Origin of the sequence: Thauera sedimentorum (genome assembly GCF_014489115.1) — a bacterium.
In the GTDB taxonomy this organism is placed as follows: Bacteria; Pseudomonadota; Gammaproteobacteria; order Burkholderiales; family Rhodocyclaceae; genus Pseudothauera; species Pseudothauera sedimentorum.
Window position 1 is genome coordinate 642,537 of the sequence record NZ_JACTAH010000002.1, and the last position, 20,074, is coordinate 662,610.

General features: G+C 67.9%; 20 protein-coding genes. 8 read left to right on the forward strand and 12 right to left on the reverse strand.

Going from position 1 to position 20,074, the window contains the following annotated elements:
* Nucleotides 1-4 precede the first annotated feature (4 nt).
* From mnmE to rpmH, 4 genes are all read right to left on the reverse strand, one after another.
* Entirely contained in the window at nucleotides 5-1,363 is a 1,359-nt protein-coding gene (gene mnmE / locus IAI53_RS12800; protein ID WP_187718573.1) for a tRNA uridine-5-carboxymethylaminomethyl(34) synthesis GTPase MnmE, read from the reverse strand.
* Nucleotides 1,335-2,987, reverse strand: coding sequence for a membrane protein insertase YidC (gene yidC, locus IAI53_RS12805; RefSeq protein WP_187718574.1), 1,653 nt, complete (start codon nucleotides 2,985-2,987; stop codon nucleotides 1,335-1,337). Before yidC ends, mnmE begins: the two co-directional genes overlap by 29 nt.
* A 102-nt stretch (nucleotides 2,988-3,089) precedes the next feature.
* Nucleotides 3,090-3,449: a ribonuclease P protein component gene (rnpA, locus tag IAI53_RS12810; protein ID WP_187718575.1), complete on the reverse strand. Its 360-nt coding sequence runs from the start codon at nucleotides 3,447-3,449 to the stop codon at nucleotides 3,090-3,092.
* 1 nt (nucleotide 3,450) lies between these two features.
* On the reverse strand, nucleotides 3,451-3,585 hold the full coding sequence (gene rpmH, locus IAI53_RS12815; RefSeq protein WP_002926183.1) for a 50S ribosomal protein L34: 135 nt from the start codon (nucleotides 3,583-3,585) through the stop codon (nucleotides 3,451-3,453).
* A gap of 296 nt (nucleotides 3,586-3,881) precedes the next feature.
* On the opposite strand from rpmH, the gene dnaA reads away from it, so the two are divergent.
* The 5 genes from dnaA to IAI53_RS12840 all read left to right on the forward strand — a co-directional run bounded on the left by dnaA (nucleotide 3,882) and on the right by IAI53_RS12840 (nucleotide 10,519).
* Complete coding sequence (gene dnaA / locus IAI53_RS12820; RefSeq protein WP_349771926.1) at nucleotides 3,882-5,312, forward strand: chromosomal replication initiator protein DnaA; 1,431 nt, start codon at nucleotides 3,882-3,884, stop codon at nucleotides 5,310-5,312.
* A 31-nt stretch (nucleotides 5,313-5,343) separates the two neighbouring features.
* Nucleotides 5,344-6,453, forward strand: coding sequence for a DNA polymerase III subunit beta (gene dnaN / locus IAI53_RS12825; RefSeq protein ID WP_187718577.1), 1,110 nt, complete (start codon nucleotides 5,344-5,346; stop codon nucleotides 6,451-6,453).
* A 138-nt stretch (nucleotides 6,454-6,591) separates the two neighbouring features.
* Nucleotides 6,592-9,084 (forward strand): DNA topoisomerase (ATP-hydrolyzing) subunit B, encoded by a 2,493-nt coding sequence (gene gyrB / locus IAI53_RS12830; protein WP_187718578.1) that lies wholly within the window; start codon nucleotides 6,592-6,594, stop codon nucleotides 9,082-9,084.
* An 87-nt stretch (nucleotides 9,085-9,171) separates the two neighbouring features.
* A complete protein-coding gene (locus IAI53_RS12835; RefSeq protein WP_187718579.1) occupies nucleotides 9,172-9,621 on the forward strand; it encodes a MaoC family dehydratase in 450 nt (149 codons plus the stop codon).
* A 7-nt stretch (nucleotides 9,622-9,628) separates the two neighbouring features.
* On the forward strand, nucleotides 9,629-10,519 hold the full coding sequence (locus tag IAI53_RS12840; protein ID WP_187718580.1) for a radical SAM protein: 891 nt from the start codon (nucleotides 9,629-9,631) through the stop codon (nucleotides 10,517-10,519).
* Between the two features lie 149 nt (nucleotides 10,520-10,668).
* Here the strand turns inward: IAI53_RS12840 and IAI53_RS12845 are convergent, their stop codons facing one another.
* From IAI53_RS12845 to IAI53_RS12855, 3 genes are all read right to left on the reverse strand, one after another.
* Nucleotides 10,669-12,177, reverse strand: a complete 1,509-nt coding sequence (locus IAI53_RS12845) for a CoA-acylating methylmalonate-semialdehyde dehydrogenase (protein ID WP_187718581.1) — start codon at nucleotides 12,175-12,177, stop codon at nucleotides 10,669-10,671.
* Nucleotides 12,178-12,224: 47 nt separating this feature from the next.
* Nucleotides 12,225-12,575 (reverse strand): hypothetical protein, encoded by a 351-nt coding sequence (locus IAI53_RS12850; RefSeq protein ID WP_187718582.1) that lies wholly within the window; start codon nucleotides 12,573-12,575, stop codon nucleotides 12,225-12,227.
* A 105-nt stretch (nucleotides 12,576-12,680) separates the two neighbouring features.
* Complete coding sequence (locus IAI53_RS12855; RefSeq protein ID WP_187718583.1) at nucleotides 12,681-13,523, reverse strand: amidohydrolase family protein; 843 nt, start codon at nucleotides 13,521-13,523, stop codon at nucleotides 12,681-12,683.
* 91 nt (nucleotides 13,524-13,614) lie between these two features.
* Here IAI53_RS12855 and IAI53_RS12860 point away from each other — a divergent pair, with 91 nt between their 5' ends.
* On the forward strand, nucleotides 13,615-13,998 hold the full coding sequence (locus IAI53_RS12860; RefSeq protein WP_187718584.1) for a hypothetical protein: 384 nt from the start codon (nucleotides 13,615-13,617) through the stop codon (nucleotides 13,996-13,998).
* 23 nt (nucleotides 13,999-14,021) lie between these two features.
* Here IAI53_RS12860 and IAI53_RS12865 read toward each other — a convergent pair whose 3' ends face one another.
* Genes IAI53_RS12865 through IAI53_RS12875 form a run of 3 tightly spaced genes read right to left on the reverse strand, consistent with a single transcriptional unit; the run spans nucleotide 14,022 to nucleotide 16,184 of the window.
* On the reverse strand, nucleotides 14,022-14,936 hold the full coding sequence (locus IAI53_RS12865; RefSeq protein ID WP_187718585.1) for a delta(1)-pyrroline-2-carboxylate reductase family protein: 915 nt from the start codon (nucleotides 14,934-14,936) through the stop codon (nucleotides 14,022-14,024).
* A 47-nt stretch (nucleotides 14,937-14,983) separates the two neighbouring features.
* Nucleotides 14,984-15,937, reverse strand: coding sequence for an AEC family transporter (locus tag IAI53_RS12870; RefSeq protein WP_187718586.1), 954 nt, complete (start codon nucleotides 15,935-15,937; stop codon nucleotides 14,984-14,986).
* Nucleotides 15,938-15,956: 19 nt separating this feature from the next.
* Nucleotides 15,957-16,184: a DUF2798 domain-containing protein gene (locus IAI53_RS12875; RefSeq protein WP_187718587.1), complete on the reverse strand. Its 228-nt coding sequence runs from the start codon at nucleotides 16,182-16,184 to the stop codon at nucleotides 15,957-15,959.
* A 209-nt stretch (nucleotides 16,185-16,393) separates the two neighbouring features.
* Here IAI53_RS12875 and IAI53_RS12880 point away from each other — a divergent pair, with 209 nt between their 5' ends.
* Together IAI53_RS12880 and IAI53_RS12885 are read left to right on the forward strand one after the other, a co-directional pair.
* Entirely contained in the window at nucleotides 16,394-18,007 is a 1,614-nt protein-coding gene (locus IAI53_RS12880; protein WP_187718588.1) for a peptide chain release factor 3, read from the forward strand.
* A 23-nt stretch (nucleotides 18,008-18,030) separates the two neighbouring features.
* Complete coding sequence (locus IAI53_RS12885; protein WP_187718589.1) at nucleotides 18,031-18,552, forward strand: retropepsin-like aspartic protease family protein; 522 nt, start codon at nucleotides 18,031-18,033, stop codon at nucleotides 18,550-18,552.
* Between the two features lie 134 nt (nucleotides 18,553-18,686).
* Here IAI53_RS12885 and IAI53_RS12890 read toward each other — a convergent pair whose 3' ends face one another.
* A complete protein-coding gene (locus IAI53_RS12890; protein ID WP_187718590.1) occupies nucleotides 18,687-19,550 on the reverse strand; it encodes an SPFH domain-containing protein in 864 nt (287 codons plus the stop codon).
* Between the two features lie 25 nt (nucleotides 19,551-19,575).
* Complete coding sequence (locus IAI53_RS12895) at nucleotides 19,576-20,019, reverse strand: NfeD family protein (RefSeq protein WP_432813924.1); 444 nt, start codon at nucleotides 20,017-20,019, stop codon at nucleotides 19,576-19,578.
* Nucleotides 20,020-20,074 lie beyond the last annotated feature (55 nt).

Consider the following 20,074-nt stretch of genomic DNA (forward strand, 5'->3'; position numbering starts at 1 on the left):
GACTTCACTTGCCTATGCAGAAGCGCGAGAAGATGACCCCAAGCAGATCATCGGCGGTGAACTCCCCGGTGATCTCGCTCACCCTGTCCTGCGCCAGCCGCAGTTCCTCGGCGAACAGCTCCAGCGCATGAACGCGCTGCGCCGCCTGCGCCAAATGCTCCAGCGCCCCGCGCAGGGCAGCAAGATGGCGCTCCCGTGCAAGCACGAGATCCTCGCCATGCGCGTGCCAGCCCGCCACCCGCAGCAGCTCGGCACGCAAGAGGTCTATCCCATCGCCGGTGCGCGCCGACAACTGCAGCGTGACCATCCCGTCCGCCTCGATACGCCCAGGCGCCTGGCCAAGGAGATCGATCTTGTTGCGGACCACGATGCGTTCGACCTGCCCGGGAAGCGCGGCGTCGATCGCCGCAGTGTCCGCCGAATCAGCCGCGGCGCCCGCATCCTGCAATCGAACGATCACATCGGCCCGCTCGATCTCGCGCCAGGTCCGCGCGATACCGATGCGCTCGACCTCGTCGCTGGTCTCGCGCAGGCCCGCAGTATCGATGATGTGCAGCGGAATACCTTCGATCTGTATCGTCTCCCGCAGCGCATCCCGGGTCGTGCCGGCGATGTCGGTGACGATGGCGCGCTCCTCGCCGGCCAGACGGTTGAGCAGGCTGGACTTGCCGACGTTCGGCGGCCCCACCAGCACCACGTTCAGACCACTTCGCAGCAATGCGCCCTGGCGGGCGCGATCGAGCAAGGATTCGAGACTGCGTCGCACTGCGGCGAGGCGGCCGAAAGCGTCGGCGCGCTCAAGGAAGTCGAGTTCCTCCTCAGGGAAATCCAGCGTCGCCTCGACCAGCATGCGCAGGTCGATCAAGGCATCGCGAATCCGGGTGACCTCGGACGAAAACGCGCCCGACAGGGAACGCAGGGCGGAGCGCGCTGCAGCCGTGGTCGACGCCTCGATCAGATCGGCCACGCCTTCGGCCTGCGCAAGATCGAGCTTGCCGTTGAGGAAGGCCCGCTTGGTGAACTCGCCCGGCTCTGCCAGCCGCGCCCCAAGCTCGACGCAACGCGCGAGCAGCATCTGCATGACCACCGGGCCGCCATGGCCCTGCAGCTCGATCACGTCCTCTCCGGTAAAGGAACCGGGTGCGGGAAAATAGAGCACCAGCCCCTCGTCGATGGCCCCCCCATCCGCATCGCGAAAGCGTGCAAAGGTGGCGACCCGCGGGGCTGGCTCACGCCCGCACAGCGCACGGGCAAACGGCAGCAGGGCGCTGCCGGAAACGCGCACCACGCCGATGCCTCCCCGGCCCGGCGCGGTGGCGATGGCCGCTATCGTGTCACGCGGCCTTGCTGCCGGGTTTTGCACCCTCGATCATCCTGGTGATCTGCCACTGCTGAGCAATGGACAGGATGTTGTTCACCACCCAGTACAGCACCAGACCGGACGGGAACCACAGGAACATGAAGGTGAACACGATGGGCAGGGCCATCATGATCTTGGCCTGCATCGGGTCCGGCGGCGTCGGGTTGAGCTTCATCTGCACCAGCATGGACACGCCCATGATGATCGGCAGGATGAAGTAGGGATCCTTGGACGAGAGGTCCTGGATCCAGCCCAGCCAGGGCGCGTGGCGCATCTCGACGCTGCCCAGCAGCACCCAGTACAGCGCGATGAACACCGGGATCTGCACCAGGATGGGCAGGCAGCCGCCCAGCGGATTGATCTTCTCGGTGCGGTAGAGATTCATCATCTCCTGCTGCATCTTCGCCTTGTCGTCGCCGTACACTTCCTTCAGACGCTGCAGGCGGGGACCGAGCACGCGCATCTTGGCCATCGACTTGTAACTGGCCGCCGACAGCGGGAAGAACACCAGCTTGATGGCGACGGTGACCAGGATGATTGCCCAGCCCCAGTTGCCGGTCAGGCTATGGAACCACGACAGCACCCAGAACAGCGGCGCGGCGATCACGGTCAGGAAGCCGTAATCCACCACCAGGTCCAGGCCAGGCGCGATGCCTTCGAGCTTGTCCTGGTCCTGCGGGCCGGCGTACAGGCGCACATCCACCTTGCCCTGCTGACCGGCCGCAACCTGGGTCACCGGCAGGATCACCCCGGCCGAGAAGAGGTCGTTGCCCACCCGGCGGGCGAAGAACTCGCGCTCCACGCCGGCCTGCGGCAGCCAGGCGCCGACGAAGTAGTGCTGCACCATGGCCACCCAGCCATCGGCAGCCTGCTTGGCAAACTTCGCCTTGCCTTCCGTGATTTCCTCGAACTGCACCTTCTGGAAGCGCTCGGCATCGGTATAGAAGGCCGGGCCGGTAAAGGTGTTGACCCCGTACACATCCACCCCTTCGGCCGGCTGGCCGTCACGGGTGAACTGGAAGTAGGCATGGGCGTCCAGCGGCTGCTCGCTGCCGTTGCGGATCTCGTAGCTGACATCCACCAGGTAGTTGCCGCGGTGGAAGGTCATCAGCTTGGTGACCTGCACGCCGTTCTGCTCCGGCGCCTCCAGTCGGACCGTCACGCTGTCCTGGCCTTCCGGCAGCACCACTTCATCGGCCGGCAGGGCGAACAGGGTCTTGTGGTTGGGCAGGCCTTCGCCGATCAGGCCGGACTGCGCCGCATACAGGTGACGCCCGCCGTCGTCGAAGAGCACGAAGTTGCGCGTGCGATCCTCGTTCGACTTGTGCGCCGGCAGCTCCATGCGCACGATGTCGCCACCCTGCGCGGCGATCTGCACCACCATCAGGTCGGTACGTACCACCATGCGCGGCACCGAGGCCGGCATCGCGGCGGACTGCTCACCCGGTACCGGTGCGCTGAGCGCGCTGCCGGGCGTCGGGGCCGGCACTGAGGACGCGCCGTCGGCGCCGGCCGGCTGGGACGCAACCACTGCCGGCTGCGGGCGGCTGTACTCCAGCCAGCTGTCCCACAACATCACCAGCGCGAACGAGAAAATCAGGAAGAGGATGAGGCGACGTTGATCCATACGGACTTCTATCGGTTGACGGTTCGTTGGTCGAGGAACGGAATCATACCCGCCCCGAGGGACACCGCGTGCGGTGCGTCGGCTTGCCCGTCTCCGGGCCGGTCATCTCGGCAGGCGCGCCAGCAGCCGGCTGACGTCCTCGTTGAGCATCGCCCGGGTCGCGCCGTCCACCTTCGCGTGCAGCCGGACCACCAGGTCGTGCGGCGGAAGCGCGTGGCGAGTCTTGCGGAAGTTCTCGCGCACGATGCGCTTGAGCAGGTTGCGCAGGTGCGCGCGCCGCGCCAGCTTCTTGGCCACCACCACGCCAAGACGGGCGGTGTCCAGCCCGTTGGGCCGGTAATGGACGATGAACCAGCGCCCCTTGAGGGCCCGCCGAAAAGCAAAAACGGATGAATACTCATCCGTTTTGCGTAATCTGTGGGCGTCGCGAAAGCTGGCGTCGACACCCGGAAGATCTGTCACCTCAGACGGCGAGGCGATGACGGCCCTTGGCGCGACGGGCGCGGATCACCGCACGACCGCCACGGGTCTTCATGCGAACCAGGAAGCCATGGGTGCGCTTGCGACGGACGACGGAAGGTTGGTAGGTGCGTTTCATTTTCAGCTTGCCTGAAGAAAGGTCAAACGCGAGATTTAATTGGATAATCCCATGTTTGTCAAGCACAATTTTTGCCCGGACCTGTGGATAAGTCCGCCCTTGGAGGGTAGAATCCGTCGGGTTGCCTCCGCCGGCTAAAGGAGGGGTCCAGTCCGCTACCGTAGCGACTGACGACCTGCCGGCCCGGGCTGTCCTACAACAATCATCAGGCCGCTTGTTCCCGTCGTGTGCCCCGCGGCACATCCTCGGGCGGGCGCGTTTTGAGTATCGTGTCGCACGCACAGACCGCACGTTCCGTGAACCAAGACTTCTGGTCCTTCTGCCTGTCGCGCCTCGAGCAGGAATTGCCCGCCCAGCAGTTCAACACCTGGATCAAGGCACTCGCCGCCAGGGAAGCGGACGCGGCGGACGAACCCCGCATCGAGCTACAGGCGCCAAACCGCTTCGTGCTGCAATGGGTGCGCGAGCGCTACCTGCGCCGCATCGGCGAACTGGGTGCCGAGTTCTTCGGCAGTGAGCCGCAGATCGAACTCGCCCTGCCCCCCGCCGGCGGCCCGCGCCCCGCGGTGTCCCCCAAGCCGGTGGCCGGCGCAGTGCAGGCGGCGAGCAAGCCGGTGCCGGCCGACATGCCGGCCGCCGCACCCGGGATCATCATCGGCCAGCCCGAACCCGAGCCGGTCATCTCCGCCGCCGACCTGGCCTACGAGAAGACCCGCCTCAACCCGGACTTCACCTTCGACACCCTGGTCACCGGGCGCGCCAACGACCTCGCGCGCGCGGCGGCGATGCAGGTGGCGCAAAACCCCGGCACCTCCTACAACCCGCTGTTCGTCTACGGCGGCGTCGGCCTGGGCAAGACCCATTTGATCCACGCCATCGGCAACGCGGTCTACAAGCACAACCCGCGCGCGGTGATCCGCTACGTGCACGTCGAGGACTACTACGCCGACGTGGTGCGCGCCTACCAGCAGAAGAGCTTCGACGCCTTCAAGCGCTACTACCGCTCGCTCGACCTGCTGCTGATCGACGACATCCAGTTCTTCAACAACAAGAACCGCACCCAGGAAGAGTTCTTCCACGCCTTCAACGCGCTCACCGAGGCGCGCAAGCAGATCGTCATCACCTGCGACACCTACCCCAAGGACATCCAGGGCCTGGAAGACCGCCTGATCTCGCGCTTCGACTGGGGCCTCACGGTGCAGATCGAGCCGCCCGAACTCGAGATGCGCGTCGCCATCCTGAAGAAAAAGGCCGAGGCGCTACGCGTGGCGGTGGACGACGACGTCGCCTTCCTGATCGCCAAGAACCTGCGCTCCAACGTGCGCGAACTCGAAGGCGCGCTCAACAAGGTGGTGGCCTACGCGCGCTTCCACGGGCGCGGCATCTCGCTGGAGGTGGCCAAGGAAGCGCTCAAGGACCTGCTCAACGCGCACAACCGCCAGCTCACCATCGAGCACATCCAGAAGACGGTGGCCGACTACTACAAGATCAAGGTCGCCGACATGCACTCCAAGAAGCGCACCCGGGTGGTGGCCCGCCCGCGCCAGGTGGCGATGTGGCTGGCCAAGGAACTAACCCCGATGTCGCTCCCGGCCATCGGCGACGCCTTCGGCGGGCGCGACCACACCACCGTGCTGCACGCCTGCCGCACCATTACCGAGCTGCGCCTGGGCGACCAGCAGCTCAACCACGACGTCCATGTGCTGACCCAGGTTCTCCGCGGTTAAGCCCCGATCAACCTTCATACAACGAGACGCCATGCTCCTGCTCAACACCACCCGCGACGCCCTGCTGGCCCCGCTGCAGTCGGTGGCCGGCATCGTCGAGAAGCGCCACACCCTGCCCATCCTCTCCAACGTGCTGATCGAGAAGCAGGGCGACACCCTGACCCTGCTCGCCACCGACATCGAGATCCAGATCCGCACCGCCACCGCCGGACACCAGGGCGGCGCCGACACCGCGATCACCGTGGGCGCGCGCAAGCTGCAGGACATCCTGCGCGCCCTGCCGGACACCGCCGATGTGTCGCTCACGCTGGACGACAAGCGCCTCACGGTGAAGGCCGGCAAGAGCCGCTTCGCCCTGCAGACCCTGCCGGCGGCCGACTACCCGCGCATGAATCTGCCCGACGGCGACGCGGTGCGCCTTACCGTCAGCCAGCGCGCCTTCAAGCGCCAGCTCGCCCAGGTCGCCTACTCCATGGCGCAGCAGGACATCCGCTACTACCTCAACGGCCTGCTGGTGATCGCCGACGGCAACGAGCTGCGCATGGTGGCCACCGACGGCCACCGCCTGGCCTACGCCGCCAGCACGCTGGAGAACCCGGTCGAGCAGCGCACCGAAGCCATCCTGCCGCGCAAGACCGTGCTCGAGCTCGCCCGCCAGCTCGCCGACAACGACGACCCGCTGGAAGTGCTGCTCGCCGGCAACCAGGTGGTGTTCCGCTTCGGCGCCATCGAGCTGATCTCCAAGCTGATCGACGGCAAGTTCCCCGACTACGAACGCGTGATCCCGCAGAACCACCCGCGCATGATCACCTTCGACCGCGTGCCGCTGCTGGCCGCGCTGCAGCGTGCCGCCATCCTCACCAACGAGAAGTTCCGCGGCGTGCGCCTGGTGCTCGGCGACGGCAGCCTGAAGATCGTGTCCACCAACGCCGAACAGGAAGAGGCGGTCGAGGAGCTGGAAGTCGATTACCACGACGTGCCGCTCGACATCGGCTTCAACGTCACCTACCTGCTCGACGTGATGAACAACCTGTCGTCCGAGAAGGTCGAGTGGCGCTTTAACGACGGCAACTCCAGCGCGCTGATCACCCTGCCCGGCAACGAGCAGTTCAAGTACGTCGTGATGCCGATGCGCATCTGAACGCGCTTCCTGTAGGAGCCGCCTTGGCCGCGATACCCGCCAAGGCGGGCGCCACCTTTGGTGGCGTTCGCGGGCAAGCCCGCTCCTACGCATCGCCCGTCCGCTGCACCCGCTCTTTCTGAATTACCCGAGATGACCATGTCCGAACCGCAAAACACGCCCGCGCCTTCCGGCAACGATTACGACGAATCCAGCATCCAGCAGCTCGAAGGCCTGGAAGCGGTGCGCAAGCGCCCGGGCATGTACATCGGCGACACCTCCGACGGCACCGGCCTGCACCACATGGTGTTCGAGGTGGTGGACAACGCCATCGACGAGGCCCTGGCCGGCCACTGCGACGACATCGTCGTCACCATCCACGCCGACAACTCCATCTCGGTCACCGACAACGGCCGCGGCATCCCGGTGGGCGTGAAGATGGACGACAAGCACGAGCCCAAGCGCTCGGCGGCCGAGATCGTCATGTGCGTGCTGCACGCCGGCGGCAAGTTCAACCAGAACAGCTACAAGGTCTCCGGCGGCCTGCACGGCGTGGGCGTGTCCTGCGTGAACGCCCTGTCCAAGTGGCTGCGCCTGACCATCCGCCGCGACGGCAAGAAGCACTTCATGGAGTTCCAGCGCGGCGTGCCGGCCGACCGCGTCATCGAGGTGGTCGACGGCGTGGAAGTCTCCCCGCTGCGCGTCACCGGTGAGACCAGCAAGCGCGGCACCGAACTGCACTTCCTTGCCGACGAGGAGATCTTCGGCACCGTCGAGTTCCACTACGAGATCCTCGCCAAGCGGCTCAGAGAGCTTTCGTTCCTCAACAACGGCGTGAAGATCCGCCTGCTCGACCAGCGTACCGGCAAGGAGGAGGATTTCGCCTTCGCCGGCGGCGTGCGCGGCTTCGTGGAGTTCATCAACCGCACCAAGACCGTGCTGCACCCCACCGTATTCCACGCGGAAGGCACCACCCGCATCCCCACCGGCGCCGGCCACGACGCCGAGCTCGGGGTGGAAGTCGCCATGCAGTGGAACGACAGCTACCAGGAACAGGTGCTGTGCTTCACCAACAACATCCCGCAGTCCGACGGCGGCACCCACCTCACCGGCCTGCGTGCGGCGATGACGCGAGTGATCAACAAGTACATCGAAGAGAACGAGATCGCCAAGAAGGCCAAGGTGGACATCACCGGCGACGACATGCGCGAAGGCCTGGCCTGCGTGCTCTCGGTGAAGATGCCCGACCCCAAGTTCGCCAGCCAGACAAAGATGAAGCTGGTGTCCTCCGAGGCCCGCCCGGCGGTGGAAGAAGTGGTCGCCGGCAAGCTCACCGACTTCCTGTTGGAAAACCCGCTCGACGCACGCACGATCTGCAACAAGATCGTCGAAGCCGCCCGCGCCCGTGACGCCGCCCGCAAGGCGCGCGAGATGACCCGCCGCAAGGGCGTGCTCGACGGAGTCGGCCTGCCCGGCAAGCTCGCCGACTGCCAGGAGAAGGATCCCGCGCAGTGCGAGCTCTACCTCGTCGAGGGTGACTCCGCAGGCGGCTCCGCCAAGCAGGGCCGCGACCGCAAGTTCCAGGCCATCCTGCCGCTCAAGGGCAAGATCCTCAACGTCGAGAAGGCGCGTTTCGACAAGCTGCTGCAGAGCCAGGAAATCGCCACCCTGATCACCGCGCTCGGCACCGGCATCGGCAAGGACGACTACAAGCCCGAGAAGCTGCGCTACCACCGCATCATCATCATGACCGACGCGGACGTCGACGGCGCCCACATCCGCACCCTGCTGCTCACCTTCTTCTACCGCCAGATGCCCGAGCTGGTCGAACGCGGCCACATCTACATCGCCCAGCCGCCGCTCTACAAGATCAAGCACGGCAAGACCGAGCTCTACATCAAGGACGACCACGAGCTCAACAACCACCTGCTCAAGCTCGCCCTCGACGGCGCCGCGCTGCTGCCGCGCGAAGGCGCCGAGCCGATCGCCGACGAAGCCCTGGGCGGCCTGGCGCGCAGCTACCTGCTCGCCGAAGCGGTCACCCGGCGGCTGTCCAGCCTGATCGACCCGGAAGTGCTGCAGGTCATGCTGGCGCACAACATCGAGGTCAGCCTCGCCGACCAGGCCGCCGCGGAAGCCTCCGCCGCACTGATCGGTGCCCACCTGCCGATGGGCATCACCATCCGCGCCGAATTCCACGACGAGACCGAAGCCTGGCGCCTGGTCATCGAGCGCATGCACCATGGCAACCGCAAGTTCGGCTGGATCGAAGAGGAGTTCCTGGTCTCCGGCGACTACCGCAGCATCCGCAACGCCTCGGAAGCCATCGCCGGCCTGATCGGCGGCGGCGCCGAGATCCGCCGTGGCGACAAGCGCCAGCTGGTCACCCGCTTTGCCGACGCCATCGGCTGGCTGCTCAACGAGGTCGAACGCGGCCTCAGCAAGCAGCGCTACAAGGGCCTGGGCGAAATGAACCCCGAGCAGCTGTGGGAAACCACCATGGACCCCGCGGTGCGCCGCCTGCTGCGCGTGCAGATCGACGACGCCATCGCCGCCGACGAGATCTTCACCACGCTGATGGGCGACAACGTCGAACCGCGCCGCGCCTTCATCGAGGGCAATGCGCTGTACGCGCAGAACATCGACGTCTGAGCGGCACTGCCAAGGTCCACCTGAGCGCCAACGCCCGGCCCGCCCGGGCGTTGTCACGTCAGCCCCGCCAACCTCACAGGAACCGCCATGGACACCCGCTACCTCGACGACCTCAGCCCCGGCGACGTCTTCACCACCAACGGCCTGACCCTGACCGAGGCCGAGATCATCGACTTCGCCTGGCGCTACGATCCGCAGCCCTTCCACCTGGACGCCGGCGCGGCGGCGGCCTCGCCCTATGGCGGGCTGATCGCCAGCGGTTTCCAGTCGCTGGCGCTGTGTTTTCGGCTGTTCATCCAGAGCGGGGTGTTCCTGCAATCGAGCATCGGCTCGCCCGGCATCGACGAGCTGCGCTGGCTGGCGCCGGTGCGCCCGGCCGACACCCTGCACAGCCGCATCGAGGTGCTGGAAGTGCGCCCCTCGCGTTCCAAGCCCGACCGCGGCATCGCCCGCCTGCGCTACGAAGCGCGCAACCAGCGCGACGAGGTGGTGCTGAGCTTCATCGTCAATCACCTGCTGCTGCGCCGCCCGGCCTGAACCGCCGATGATCCCCATCCGCTACGTCGAACCGGTGTTCCGCCCGCCCAGCGAGGCCGAGTCGCTGATCCTGCCGGTCACCGACGGCTGTTCCTGGAACAAGTGCACGTTCTGCGAGATGTACACCGCGCCGCAGAAGGCCTTTCGCGCGCGCAGCGAGGACGAGGTACTGGCGTCGATCCGTCGCGTGGGCGAACTCTACGGCGAGCGCGTGCGCAGGGTTTTCCTGGCCGATGGCGACGCGCTGGTGCTGCCCACCCGCCGCCTGTTGGCCTACCTGGAGGCGATCCGCGAGCACCTGCCGGGCGTGCATCGCGTGTCCAGCTACTGCCTGGCCCGCAACCTGGCGAAGAAGAGCGTGACCGAGCTGCGCACGCTGGCCGAGGCCGGGCTCAAGCTCGCCTACCTGGGCGCCGAGTCCGGTGACGACGAGGTGCTGGCACGGGTGAACAAGGGCGAGAGCTTCGAGTCCACCCGCAGCGCGCTCGACAAGCTGGGCGAGGCCGGCATCTCGCGCTCGGTAATGATCCTCAACGGCCTCGGCGGACAGGCACTGTCCGCGCAGCATGCCGACCACTCCGCTCAGCTCATCAACGCCACCCAGCCGGAGTACCTGTCCACCCTGGTCGTCACCCTGCACGACCACGGCCGGCGCTTCATGGAGGCCTGGCCGGACTGGCAGGCGCTCGACCAGCACGGCCTGTTTGTGGAGATGGAGCGCTTCCTCGCCGCCCTGGAGTTGCGCCGCACGGTGTTCCGCTCCGACCACGCCTCCAACTGGCTGGTGCTCAAGGGCACCCTGGGCGCCGACAAGGCCCGCCTGCTGGCCGAGGTGCGCGCGGCCATCGAACGCCCGGATGCCGCGCCCTTGCGCCCGGCCTGGCTGCGCGGGCTCTGATCCACGGTTGCCCTACCCCGGCCATGCACCCCCTGTAGGAGCGGCCTTGGCCGCGATGCGGCGGTGGTTTCTTCGAAGGCCGAATCGCGGCCAAGGCCGCTCCTACCGGTCATCCCGGGCGTGAGGCCCATGCCGCGCACGGCACCGCCCTACTTCGCGGTCGGCATCACGAACTCCGCCCCCTTGGGGGTGCTCTCCGGCCAGCGCTGCAGCACCGACTTCTGCCGGGTGTAGAAGCGCACGCCTTCCTCGCCGTAGGCATGCATGTCGCCGAACAGGCTCTTCTTCCAGCCGCCGAAGCCCTGCCAGGCCATCGGCACCGGAATCGGCACGTTGATGCCCACCATGCCGACCTGGATGCGGCGGGCGAACTCGCGCGCGATGTGGCCGTCGCGGGTGAAGCAGGACACGCCGTTGCCGTACTCGTGGGCGTTCACCAGCTCGACCGCGGCGGCAAAGTCCGGCACCCGCACGCAGCACAGCACCGGGCCGAAGATCTCCTCGCGGTAGATGCGCATCGCCGGGGTGACCTGGTCGAACAGCGTGCCGCCCAGCCAGAAACCGTCCTCGCAGCCGGGGCCGGCATCCGACGCGCGGAACCCACGGCCGTCGACCAGCAGCTGCGCGCCTTCGCGCACGCCGGCGTCGATGTAGCCGGCGATGCGCTCGCGCGCCGCGGCGCTGACGATGGGGCCCATCTCGGCTTCCGCGCGGCGGCCGTCCATGACCTTCAGCGCGCGGGTGCGCTCGGCCAGTTGCGGCATGATGCGGTCCGCCACCTCGCCCACCAGCACCGCCACCGAGATCGCCATGCAGCGCTCGCCGGCCGAACCGTAGGCCGCGCCGATGAGCGCGTCGACCGCCTGCTCGAGATCGGCATCGGGCATCACCACCATGTGGTTCTTGGCCCCGCCCAGCGCCTGCACGCGCTTGCCGTGCTGTGCGCCGGCGGACAGGATGTGCTGCGCCACCGCAGTAGAGCCGACGAAGCTGACCGCCTGCACGTCCGGGTGGGCGAGCAGGGCGTCGACCGCGACCTTGTCGCCCTGCACCACGTTGAACACCCCGTCCGGCAGCCCGGCCTCCTTCAGCAGCTCGGCGATGCGCAGGCTGGGGCTTGGGTCCAGCGGGCTGGGCTTGAGCACGAAAGTGTTGCCGGTGGCGACGGCCAGCGGGAACATCCACATCGGCACCATCACCGGGAAGTTGAACGGGGTGATGCCGGCGACCACGCCCAGCGGCTGGCGGAAGGTCCAGTTGTCCATGCCGGTGGACACCTGCTCGGTGTAGTCACCCTTGAGCAACTGCGGGATGCCGCAGGCGAACTCGACGATCTCGATGCCGCGGGTGACTTCGCCCTGGGCGTCGCTGAGCACCTTGCCGTGCTCCGCGGTGATCAGCGCCGCCAGCTCGTCGCGATGGCGATTGAGCAGTTCCAGGAAGCGGAACATCACCCGCGCGCGACGGATCGGCGGGGTGTCCGCCCAGGCCGGAAAGGCCGCCCCTGCTGCCGCCACCGCGGCGGCGACTTCCGCTTCGCCACCCAGCAGCACCTGCCCACTCACCTCACCGCGGGCCGGGTCGAACACCGGCTGGCTGCGGCCGGCGTCGCCGCGCAGCACGCGGCCGTCGACGAAATGCGCGATCTCGCCACTCATCTCATGTCTCCACTGTTGTCCTTATCCTGACGCGGCCCGCCACGCCTTCAGCGCCGGACGTCCTGCTCCTCACGCACCTCGCGGATCACCTCGCCCTCGATCACCACCACGCCCGGCGGCACATCGCCGGGCCGTCCGCCAGGCGACCGCGGTCCGCCTTGCGCACGCTGCTCGCGCATCTGTTTGCGCAGATCGCGCGTCTTCCACCAGAACCAGCCCCACACCGCAAGGCCAACCGTGAGCACCACGGCGAACAGCACCACCGAGAACATCAGCGCCAGCACGAACACGCCGCCCGCGGCGACCACGGCGACGATCTTCTTCCACAGGCTGGGCGGCTGGGCCGGCGCGCCGGCGAGGCGGTCGAAGGGATTTGGCCGGCGGGGATCGGTATACATCGGCATTCCTCATGACGGCAGCGGCCGTCGGATGTTGTGTAACGGAACCGGATCAGAGCGGCGCAGGGGCGAAAGATTCCCCGGCACCCGATCCAGCCCGCCATGCTACCTGTGCGGCGCCAGCATCGCAGCCGCGTTATCGTGCAGCAGGCGGCGGCGCAAGGGTGGGGCAAGCGTGTCGGTCCACGCGCGGATGCCGGCCACCACCTCGCCGTAGCGCCGCCAGCGATTCGTGCTGAAGCTGTCCACCGCCACCACGAAGCGCTGCGGATGGGCCTCGAACAGCGCCCGCCATTCCGGCAGCAGGGTCCCGCCGGGGGCGATGCGTTCGTCGCGCACCGAGGTGTCCACCCACAGCTGCCGCCCGGCATGCCGGGCCAGCACCGCGGCCACCGCCTCGGGCACCGGCTCGGTGCCCAGGTGGGCCCACAGCACGCGCAGTCCGGGCGCAAGTTCAAAGGCACGGTCGACCACCTCCGCATCGCCATGGATCAGCAGGAGCAGCTCACGCGATGCCGCCAGGCGCACCAGCGCCTCGAACACCGGACTGTGCGCATCCCCGGCAAACAGGTGGAGCTCGCCGATGCCCGCCCAGCGACCGTCGGCCAGCATGGCCTCGACGCGCGCCGGCAGCCCCGCATCGTGCATCCAGTCCGCCTTGTCGGCCGGCGACCGATACACCCCGAGCAGCGGCACCACCCGCTGCGGCGCCTCGGCATGCAGGCGCAGGGCCATGGCCGGCGGACGGCCGCTGACCACGATGCGCGCCACCCCGGCGCGGTCCATCATGCCGATCACCGCCACGGGATCGAAGGCTTGCGCGTCGTCCGCGGTGTAATGCGCATGGGCGTCGACCATCAGCGGCGGGGGAGGTGCCACCGTCGTACAGCCGGCCAGCGCGAAACCCGCCAGTACAGCCAATACCAGGCGCTTACAAACCGACAACATCCGCATCCTGTCTCCTCCACCGCCCACCGCCTATATTCGTAGCAGACGACGGCGGGATATGCCCGCCACCAGCACGCAGAGGAGAATCATCATGGTCCCCCGCAAGATCCTGCTGACCCTGGCCGCCCTAGCCTTCTCCGCCGGCCTTCACGCCCAGCCCGGCGGTGCGCTGCCGCCGATGGACGACAACGCGCCTATCTTCGGTTCGCAGATGATGACCGAGCAGGAGCGCATCGAACACCGCGACCGCATGCGTGCCGCGCGCAGCCTGGAAGAGCGCGAGGCGGTGCGCGCCGAGCACCACGAACGCATGGTCGAGCGCGCCCGCGAACGCGGCATCACCCTGCCGGACGAACCGCCGCCCCGCGGCAGCGGCTACGGCGCCTCGCGCGGCATGGGGCCGGGCGGCGGTGTCGGGCCCGGCGGCGGACGCGGCATGGGTGCCGACGGCATGCCCCCGGGACGCAACCGCTGAACACGGACGATGCTGGCGGCGGCTCAACCCGTCGCACGCACCGCCAGACGCGCCGCGGCCAGATCCCAGCCGGCCCAGCCGCAGCTCTTGAACAGCACCGGACCCGCGGGCCGCGGGCAGTTCCCGCGCACCACGTCGGCCAGCGCCGGCAGGGCGGCGACATCCATGCCGGCCTGCAGCAGATCACCGGCCTCGTGCTCCGCGTCGCGGGTGTCGACCACCACCCTGCCGCGCCGTGCAATGTCGTGGCACATGGCCGCGCCCAGTTCCACCATGCGCGGGGTGAAGGCACCGACCGCGGCGATGAAGGCATCTTCGCGCGGCGGCGCATCCAGCACCGCGGCGCTGGCGGGCGTGGCGGTCACCACCAGCGGGCAATGCGCCAGGGCAGCCTGGGCGTCATCGACCACCCGGGCATCCAGTCCTAGACCGCGCGCGTGGTCTGCCAGCGCTTCCGCGCTCGCCGCGCTGCGCGAGTTGATCCACACCTCCCGCACGCCGAGTCCGGCGGCGAAGGCTTCCAGATGAGACAGGCCCTGCACCCCGGCGCCGACGATCAGCAAGGGTCCGTCGCGCCTGGGCGCCAGCCGCTGCGCCGCCAGCAGCGACACCGCCGCGGTGCGGCGCGCAGTGACCGTGGGACCGTCGAGCACCAGCTGCCGGGTGCCGGTGGCGATGTCGAACACCACCACGTCGCCCTGTATGGTCGGCCTGCGGCTGCCTGCGTTGGCCGGCGTGAAGGTGATCAGCTTGGTGATCGCCACCGCGCCGTCGTTGGCCGGCATGACGAACAGACTGGCGCCGCCCGGGAGCGGATGCTCCAGGCGTGCCGGCACGACGACCTGCGGGTCCGCCAGCAGGGCGGAGAGCTCCTCGGCGAGCGCGGGATAAGGCAGGCGGCTGGTGGTTTCGGCGGCGGTGAGCGGTATCGTGGTCATGGCAGGGCGGGCTGGCGTGAAACGGCCATCTTACCGCCCGGGCCGGCTCACATCAGTTCGAGCGCGCGCAACACGGTGATGCCGGCGCTGGTGGTCAGCAAGGAACCCAGCGTGGTCAGCGCGATGATGTTGGCCGCCAGCGGCGCGTTGCCGCCCATGGCGCGCACCATCACGTAGCTGGCCGCCGCGGTCGGCGCCGAGGACATCAGCAGCAGCACGCCCAGCTCGATGCCGCGGAAACCGATCGCCACGCCGCCGGCCACGAACAGCAGCGGAATCGCCACCAGCTTGGCGATGGCGGCGAACAGCGTGCTCGACAACTCGTCGCGCAGGCTGCGGAAATTGAGCGATGCGCCGGTACACAGCAACGCCAGCGGCAGGGTCAGGTCGGCGAAGTACTGCCCGGACTTGAGGGCGATCTGCGGCAGCTGCAGCCCGCTGGCCGACACCGCCAGGCCGGCGAGGATGCCGATGATCAGCGGATTGGTGGCGATGCCGCGGGCCATGCGCGCGATACCGCCGCCGCCGCGGTGCAGCGAGCGCTGCAGGGTGATCACCGACAGCACGTTGAACAGGATGGTGACCAGGCCGAGGTAGAGCGAGGCGGCCACCAGCCCAGCCTCGCCGTAGGCATTCACGCAGTAGGCCAGGCCGATGATGCCCATGTTGGAGCGGAACGCCCCCTGCACCACCACGCCGCGGTCGCGCGCCGGTTCGATGAAGCGCGCCACTAGCCATTCCAGCAGCAGGAAGGCGGCGAAGGTGGCGGCCATCCCGTAGCCAACCAGCGCGAAGTTGGCGGTCTCCTCGATGCGGGTCTGGCTGATGCTGATGAACAGCAGCGCCGGCAGCGCGATGTTGAACACCAGGCGCGAGCCGGCATCGACGAAGGCGTCGGTGAGCATGCCGGTGCGCAGCAGCAGCACACCGAAGCCGAGGATGACGAAGATCGGCCCGGTGACCGAGAGCGAGAAGGCGAGGATCTGCAGGAAATCGGTCATCCGTCCACCTGCCGGGCGCTCAGCGCGCCAGCGCGGCCAGGATGCGCTGGGTCAGGCGCACCGCGATCGGAATGGCGATGAAGGCCGCCGCCACCGCCAGTGGCCAGGCGATGACGAAGGCCCGCGCCCACAGGGTCAGGAAATCCGGCCGCAGGCCGAGGTTGATGAGGGTGATCACCGCCGTCATGAGGAAGGACATGATGGTCGCCATGATCACCGGCTGGATGTGCTGGGGCTTGAGTTTCATGTTCTCGTCCGGACCCGGCCGGTTCATATTCGGAAAGTCGAATATTGTCGCCGATCCGCCCCCGGCGCGCATCCGCAGAACTACCGACCGGGCCTCTGCGCGGCGGTCTAATCCACTGATTTCCTGATAAAATCGCCGCTCTTTCACCGCCTGCCCGGCTGGCCGCTGCCGCCGGCCGGCGGTTTCGCTTTTTCGCCGCCTGCACACCGATGACCGACACCCACACCCCCTACCCGCCCGAGCTGATGCGCGACGTCGCCAAGCGCCGCACCTTCGCCATCATCTCCCACCCCGACGCCGGCAAGACCACGCTGACCGAAAAGCTGCTGCTGTTCGGCGGCGCCATCCAGCTCGCCGGCACGGTCAAGGCGCGCAAGAGCGCACGCCACGCCACCTCGGACTGGATGGAAGTGGAAAAGCAGCGCGGCATCTCGGTGACCAGCTCGGTGATGCAGTTCGACTACCAGGGCCACACCATCAACCTGCTCGACACCCCGGGCCACGAGGACTTCTCGGAAGACACCTACCGCGTGCTCACCGCGGTGGATGCCGCGGTGATGGTGATCGACGCCGCCAAGGGCGTGGAAGCGCAGACCATCAAGCTGCTGGACGTGTGCCGCCTGCGCGACACGCCCATCATCACCTTCGTGAACAAGCTCGACCGCGAGGTGCGCGAGCCCTTCGACCTGCTCGCCGAGATCGAGGACGTGCTGAAGATCCAGTGCGCGCCGGTGACCTGGCCGCTGGGCATGGGCAAGGCCTTCCGCGGCGTGTATCACCTGCAGGAAGACCGCGTGCTGCGCTTCACAGCCGGCGAAGAGAAGCGCAGCGAGGCGGAGGTGATCAAGGGCATCGCCAACGCCCAGCTCGACGCCCTGTTCCCGATGGAGATCGGCCAGCTGCGCGAGGACGTGGAGCTGATCCAGGGCGCCTCCAACCCCTTCATGCTCGGCGAGTTCCTCGCCGGCAAGCAGACCCCGGTGTTCTTCGGCTCGGGTATCAACAACTTCGGCGTGCAGGAAATCCTGCAGGCACTGATCGACTGGGCGCCGCCACCGCAGGCCCGCGATGCCGGCAGCCGCATGGTGCAGCCGGCCGAAGAGAAGTTCTCCGGCTTCGTGTTCAAGATCCAGGCCAACATGGACCCGAAGCACCGCGACCGCATCGCCTTCTTCCGCATCTGCTCCGGGCGCTACAGCTCGGGCATGAAGGTCAGGCATGTGCGCGCCGGGCGCGAGATGAAGCTCGCCAACGCGCTCACCTTCATGGCCAACGAACGGGTGTTGAAGGACGACGGCGTGGCCGGCGACATCATCGGCATCCACAACCACGGCCAGCTGCAGATCGGCGACACCCTGACCGAAGGGGAGGCGCTCGGTTTCAAGGGCATCCCCTATTTCTCGCCGGAACTGTTCCGCGCCGCGCGCCTGCGCGACCCGCTCAAGTCCAAGCAGCTGCAGAAAGGCCTGCAGGAACTCGGCGAGGAAGGCGCGATCCAGGTCTTTGAGCTGGAAGGCGGCAACATGCTGCTGGGCGCGGTCGGCGTGCTGCAGTTCGAGGTGGTCGCCCAGCGCCTGAAGGACGAGTACAAGGTCGACGCGATCTTCGAATCCGCCGACATCCACACCGCGCGCTGGCTGACCTTCCCGGACGAGCTCACCCGGCGCAACTTCGAGCGCGAGCAGGCGCATCGCATGGGCAAGGACGTCGACGGCAACCCGGTGTATCTGGCCAGCAGCCGCTACAACCTGGAGGTGACCATGGAGAAATGGCCCAAGGTGGGCTTCCACGCCACCCGCGAGCACGGCCAGGTGCTGGCCTGATGCCGCGCTGACGGGCACGGGCGATGCGCGAACCGCTGGACAGCACCCGCGGCCTCGGCCGGGTGATGACCTGGCTGGGCGCGCTCGCCCTGCTCGGCGTCCTGTGGATGTTCTTCAGCGACCGGCTGGAGCAGCGCTACAACCCCAACCGCGACCTGATGGTGATGCCGGGCGCGGCCAGCGAACTGGTGCTGCAGCGCAACCGCGCCGGCCACTACGTGGCGCCGGGCACCATCAACGGCCGGCCGGTGGTCTTCCTGCTCGACACCGGCGCCACCCAGGTCTCGGTGCCGGCCCACCTGGGCGAGGAGCTCGGCCTGGTGCCGGGGGCGCCGGGCCAGGTGATCACCGCCAACGGCACGGTCACGGTGCGCAGCACGGTGATCGGCGAACTCGGCCTCGGCCCCTTCCTGGCCACCAATGTGCGCGGCCACCTCAACCCCGGCATGGGCGACGAGCAGGTCCTGCTGGGCATGAGCGTGCTCAAGCACCTGGAATTCACCCAGCGCGGCGACACCCTGATCCTGCGCGCACCAGGCCAGTGATTACCCCGTAGGAGCGGCCTTGGCCGCGATCGGACCGTTCCGCGGACAATAAACGCCGCATCGCGGCCAAGGCCGCTCCTACGGACGTGCTCGGCGGGGTCCCGCGGAACGGCGATTCGTGCCGCGCGAGCCGCTCAGGCGCGGCCGCCCAGCTTGCCGACCAGCCCGCGCAGGGTTTCCTGCAGGTCGGCGGGCATCACCACGATGCGCGAACTGCTGGAATCGCCGAGCTTCTCCAATGCGGCAATGTACTTCTCGCCCAGCAGGTAGAGCATGGGCGTGGTCTGCTCGCCGATGCCCGCGGTCACCCGGCGGATGGACTCGGCCGAGGCTTCGGCCAGCATCACCTGCGCGTTGGCGTCGCGCTTGGCCGCTTCCAGGCGCGCTTCCGCCTCCAGGATGGCGGCCTGCTTCTCGCCTTCGGCCTTGGTCACCGCGGCCTTGCGCTCGCGCTCGGCGGCGGCCTGCAGCTCCATCGCCTTCTGCATCGACTGCGAGGGCTTGATGTCCTGGATCTCCACCGATTTCACGGTGAGGCCCCAGTCCACCGCCTCGTCGGCAATGCTCTCGCGCAGCCGGGCCTTGATCTTGTCGCGCGAGGACAGCGCTTCATCCAGCTCCATCTCGCCGACGATGGAGCGCAGCGTGGTCATGATCAGGTTGCGGATGGCCTCGGAGAAGTCGGTGACCCCATACACCGCCTTGACCGGGTCGGTGACCTTCACGAAGGCGATTGCGTTGGTGAGGATCACCGCGTTGTCGCGGGTGATGACCTCCTGCTCCTGCACGTCGAGGATGATGTCCTTGGTGACCAGCTTGTAGGCCACGTTGTCCAGGTAGGGGATGAGGATGTTCAGCCCCGGGCGCAGGGTGACGTGGTACTTGCCCAGGCGCTCGACGATCCACTCCTCGCCCTGCGCCACCAGGCGCACGCCCTTGGCAATCGTCACCAGCACGAAGACCAGGACGGCGACCGCAATGATCAGACCTTCCGACATGAACACTCCCCTGAAAACCGACCGTTCAGGCCTTCGTCACCTTGACGAAGCTGCCTTCCACACTGAGCACCTTCACCCGCTCGCCGGCGGCAATCTCGCCGTCGGCCATGCAGGCCCATTCCTCCGCGCCCAGGATGGGACGCTGGAAACGCACCCGGCCACGCTGGAAGGGCGCCACCGCTCCCACCAGCAGGCCGACCTCGCCGATCACCTCGCCGGCCGCGGTACCGACCAGGGTCTTGTGATCCGAGCGCCGGAAGACGCGGAACCACAGCACCGCCATCGCCACCGATGCGACCACCCACAGGCCGATCTGCGCCGGCAGGCCCAGTCCGGGGCTGACCAGCAAGGCCAGCCCGACCAGCATCGCGCCAAAGCCGAACCAGATGACGAAGAAGGCCGGGATCGCCAGTTCCAGCAACACCAGCGCCAGGCCGGCGATCTCCCAGTGCCACCATTCGATGATCATTGAATTTTCCATCCCGCGACTCTAGCGCATCCCGACGAACTTGCGGCATGCGCGC

Bases quoted from the DNA above. Each gene is read 5' to 3' on its own strand.
- yidC (WP_187718574.1), bottom strand. From the start codon at position 2,987: ATGGATCAACGTCGCCTCATCCTCTTCCTGATTTTCTCGTTCGCGCTG.
- rpmH (WP_002926183.1), bottom strand. From the start codon at position 3,585: ATGAAACGCACCTACCAACCTTCCGTCGTCCGTCGCAAGCGCACCCAT.
- dnaN (WP_187718577.1), top strand. From the start codon at position 5,344: ATGCTCCTGCTCAACACCACCCGCGACGCCCTGCTGGCCCCGCTGCAG.
- gyrB (WP_187718578.1), top strand. From the start codon at position 6,592: ATGTCCGAACCGCAAAACACGCCCGCGCCTTCCGGCAACGATTACGAC.
- IAI53_RS12835 (WP_187718579.1), top strand. From the start codon at position 9,172: ATGGACACCCGCTACCTCGACGACCTCAGCCCCGGCGACGTCTTCACC.
- IAI53_RS12840 (WP_187718580.1), top strand. From the start codon at position 9,629: ATGATCCCCATCCGCTACGTCGAACCGGTGTTCCGCCCGCCCAGCGAG.
- IAI53_RS12845 (WP_187718581.1), bottom strand. From the start codon at position 12,177: ATGAGTGGCGAGATCGCGCATTTCGTCGACGGCCGCGTGCTGCGCGGC.
- IAI53_RS12850 (WP_187718582.1), bottom strand. From the start codon at position 12,575: ATGTATACCGATCCCCGCCGGCCAAATCCCTTCGACCGCCTCGCCGGC.
- IAI53_RS12855 (WP_187718583.1), bottom strand. From the start codon at position 13,523: ATGTTGTCGGTTTGTAAGCGCCTGGTATTGGCTGTACTGGCGGGTTTC.
- IAI53_RS12860 (WP_187718584.1), top strand. From the start codon at position 13,615: ATGGTCCCCCGCAAGATCCTGCTGACCCTGGCCGCCCTAGCCTTCTCC.
- IAI53_RS12865 (WP_187718585.1), bottom strand. From the start codon at position 14,936: ATGACCACGATACCGCTCACCGCCGCCGAAACCACCAGCCGCCTGCCT.
- IAI53_RS12870 (WP_187718586.1), bottom strand. From the start codon at position 15,937: ATGACCGATTTCCTGCAGATCCTCGCCTTCTCGCTCTCGGTCACCGGG.
- IAI53_RS12875 (WP_187718587.1), bottom strand. From the start codon at position 16,184: ATGAAACTCAAGCCCCAGCACATCCAGCCGGTGATCATGGCGACCATC.
- IAI53_RS12880 (WP_187718588.1), top strand. From the start codon at position 16,394: ATGACCGACACCCACACCCCCTACCCGCCCGAGCTGATGCGCGACGTC.
- IAI53_RS12885 (WP_187718589.1), top strand. From the start codon at position 18,031: ATGCGCGAACCGCTGGACAGCACCCGCGGCCTCGGCCGGGTGATGACC.
- IAI53_RS12890 (WP_187718590.1), bottom strand. From the start codon at position 19,550: ATGTCGGAAGGTCTGATCATTGCGGTCGCCGTCCTGGTCTTCGTGCTG.
- IAI53_RS12895 (WP_432813924.1), bottom strand. From the start codon at position 20,019: ATGATCATCGAATGGTGGCACTGGGAGATCGCCGGCCTGGCGCTGGTG.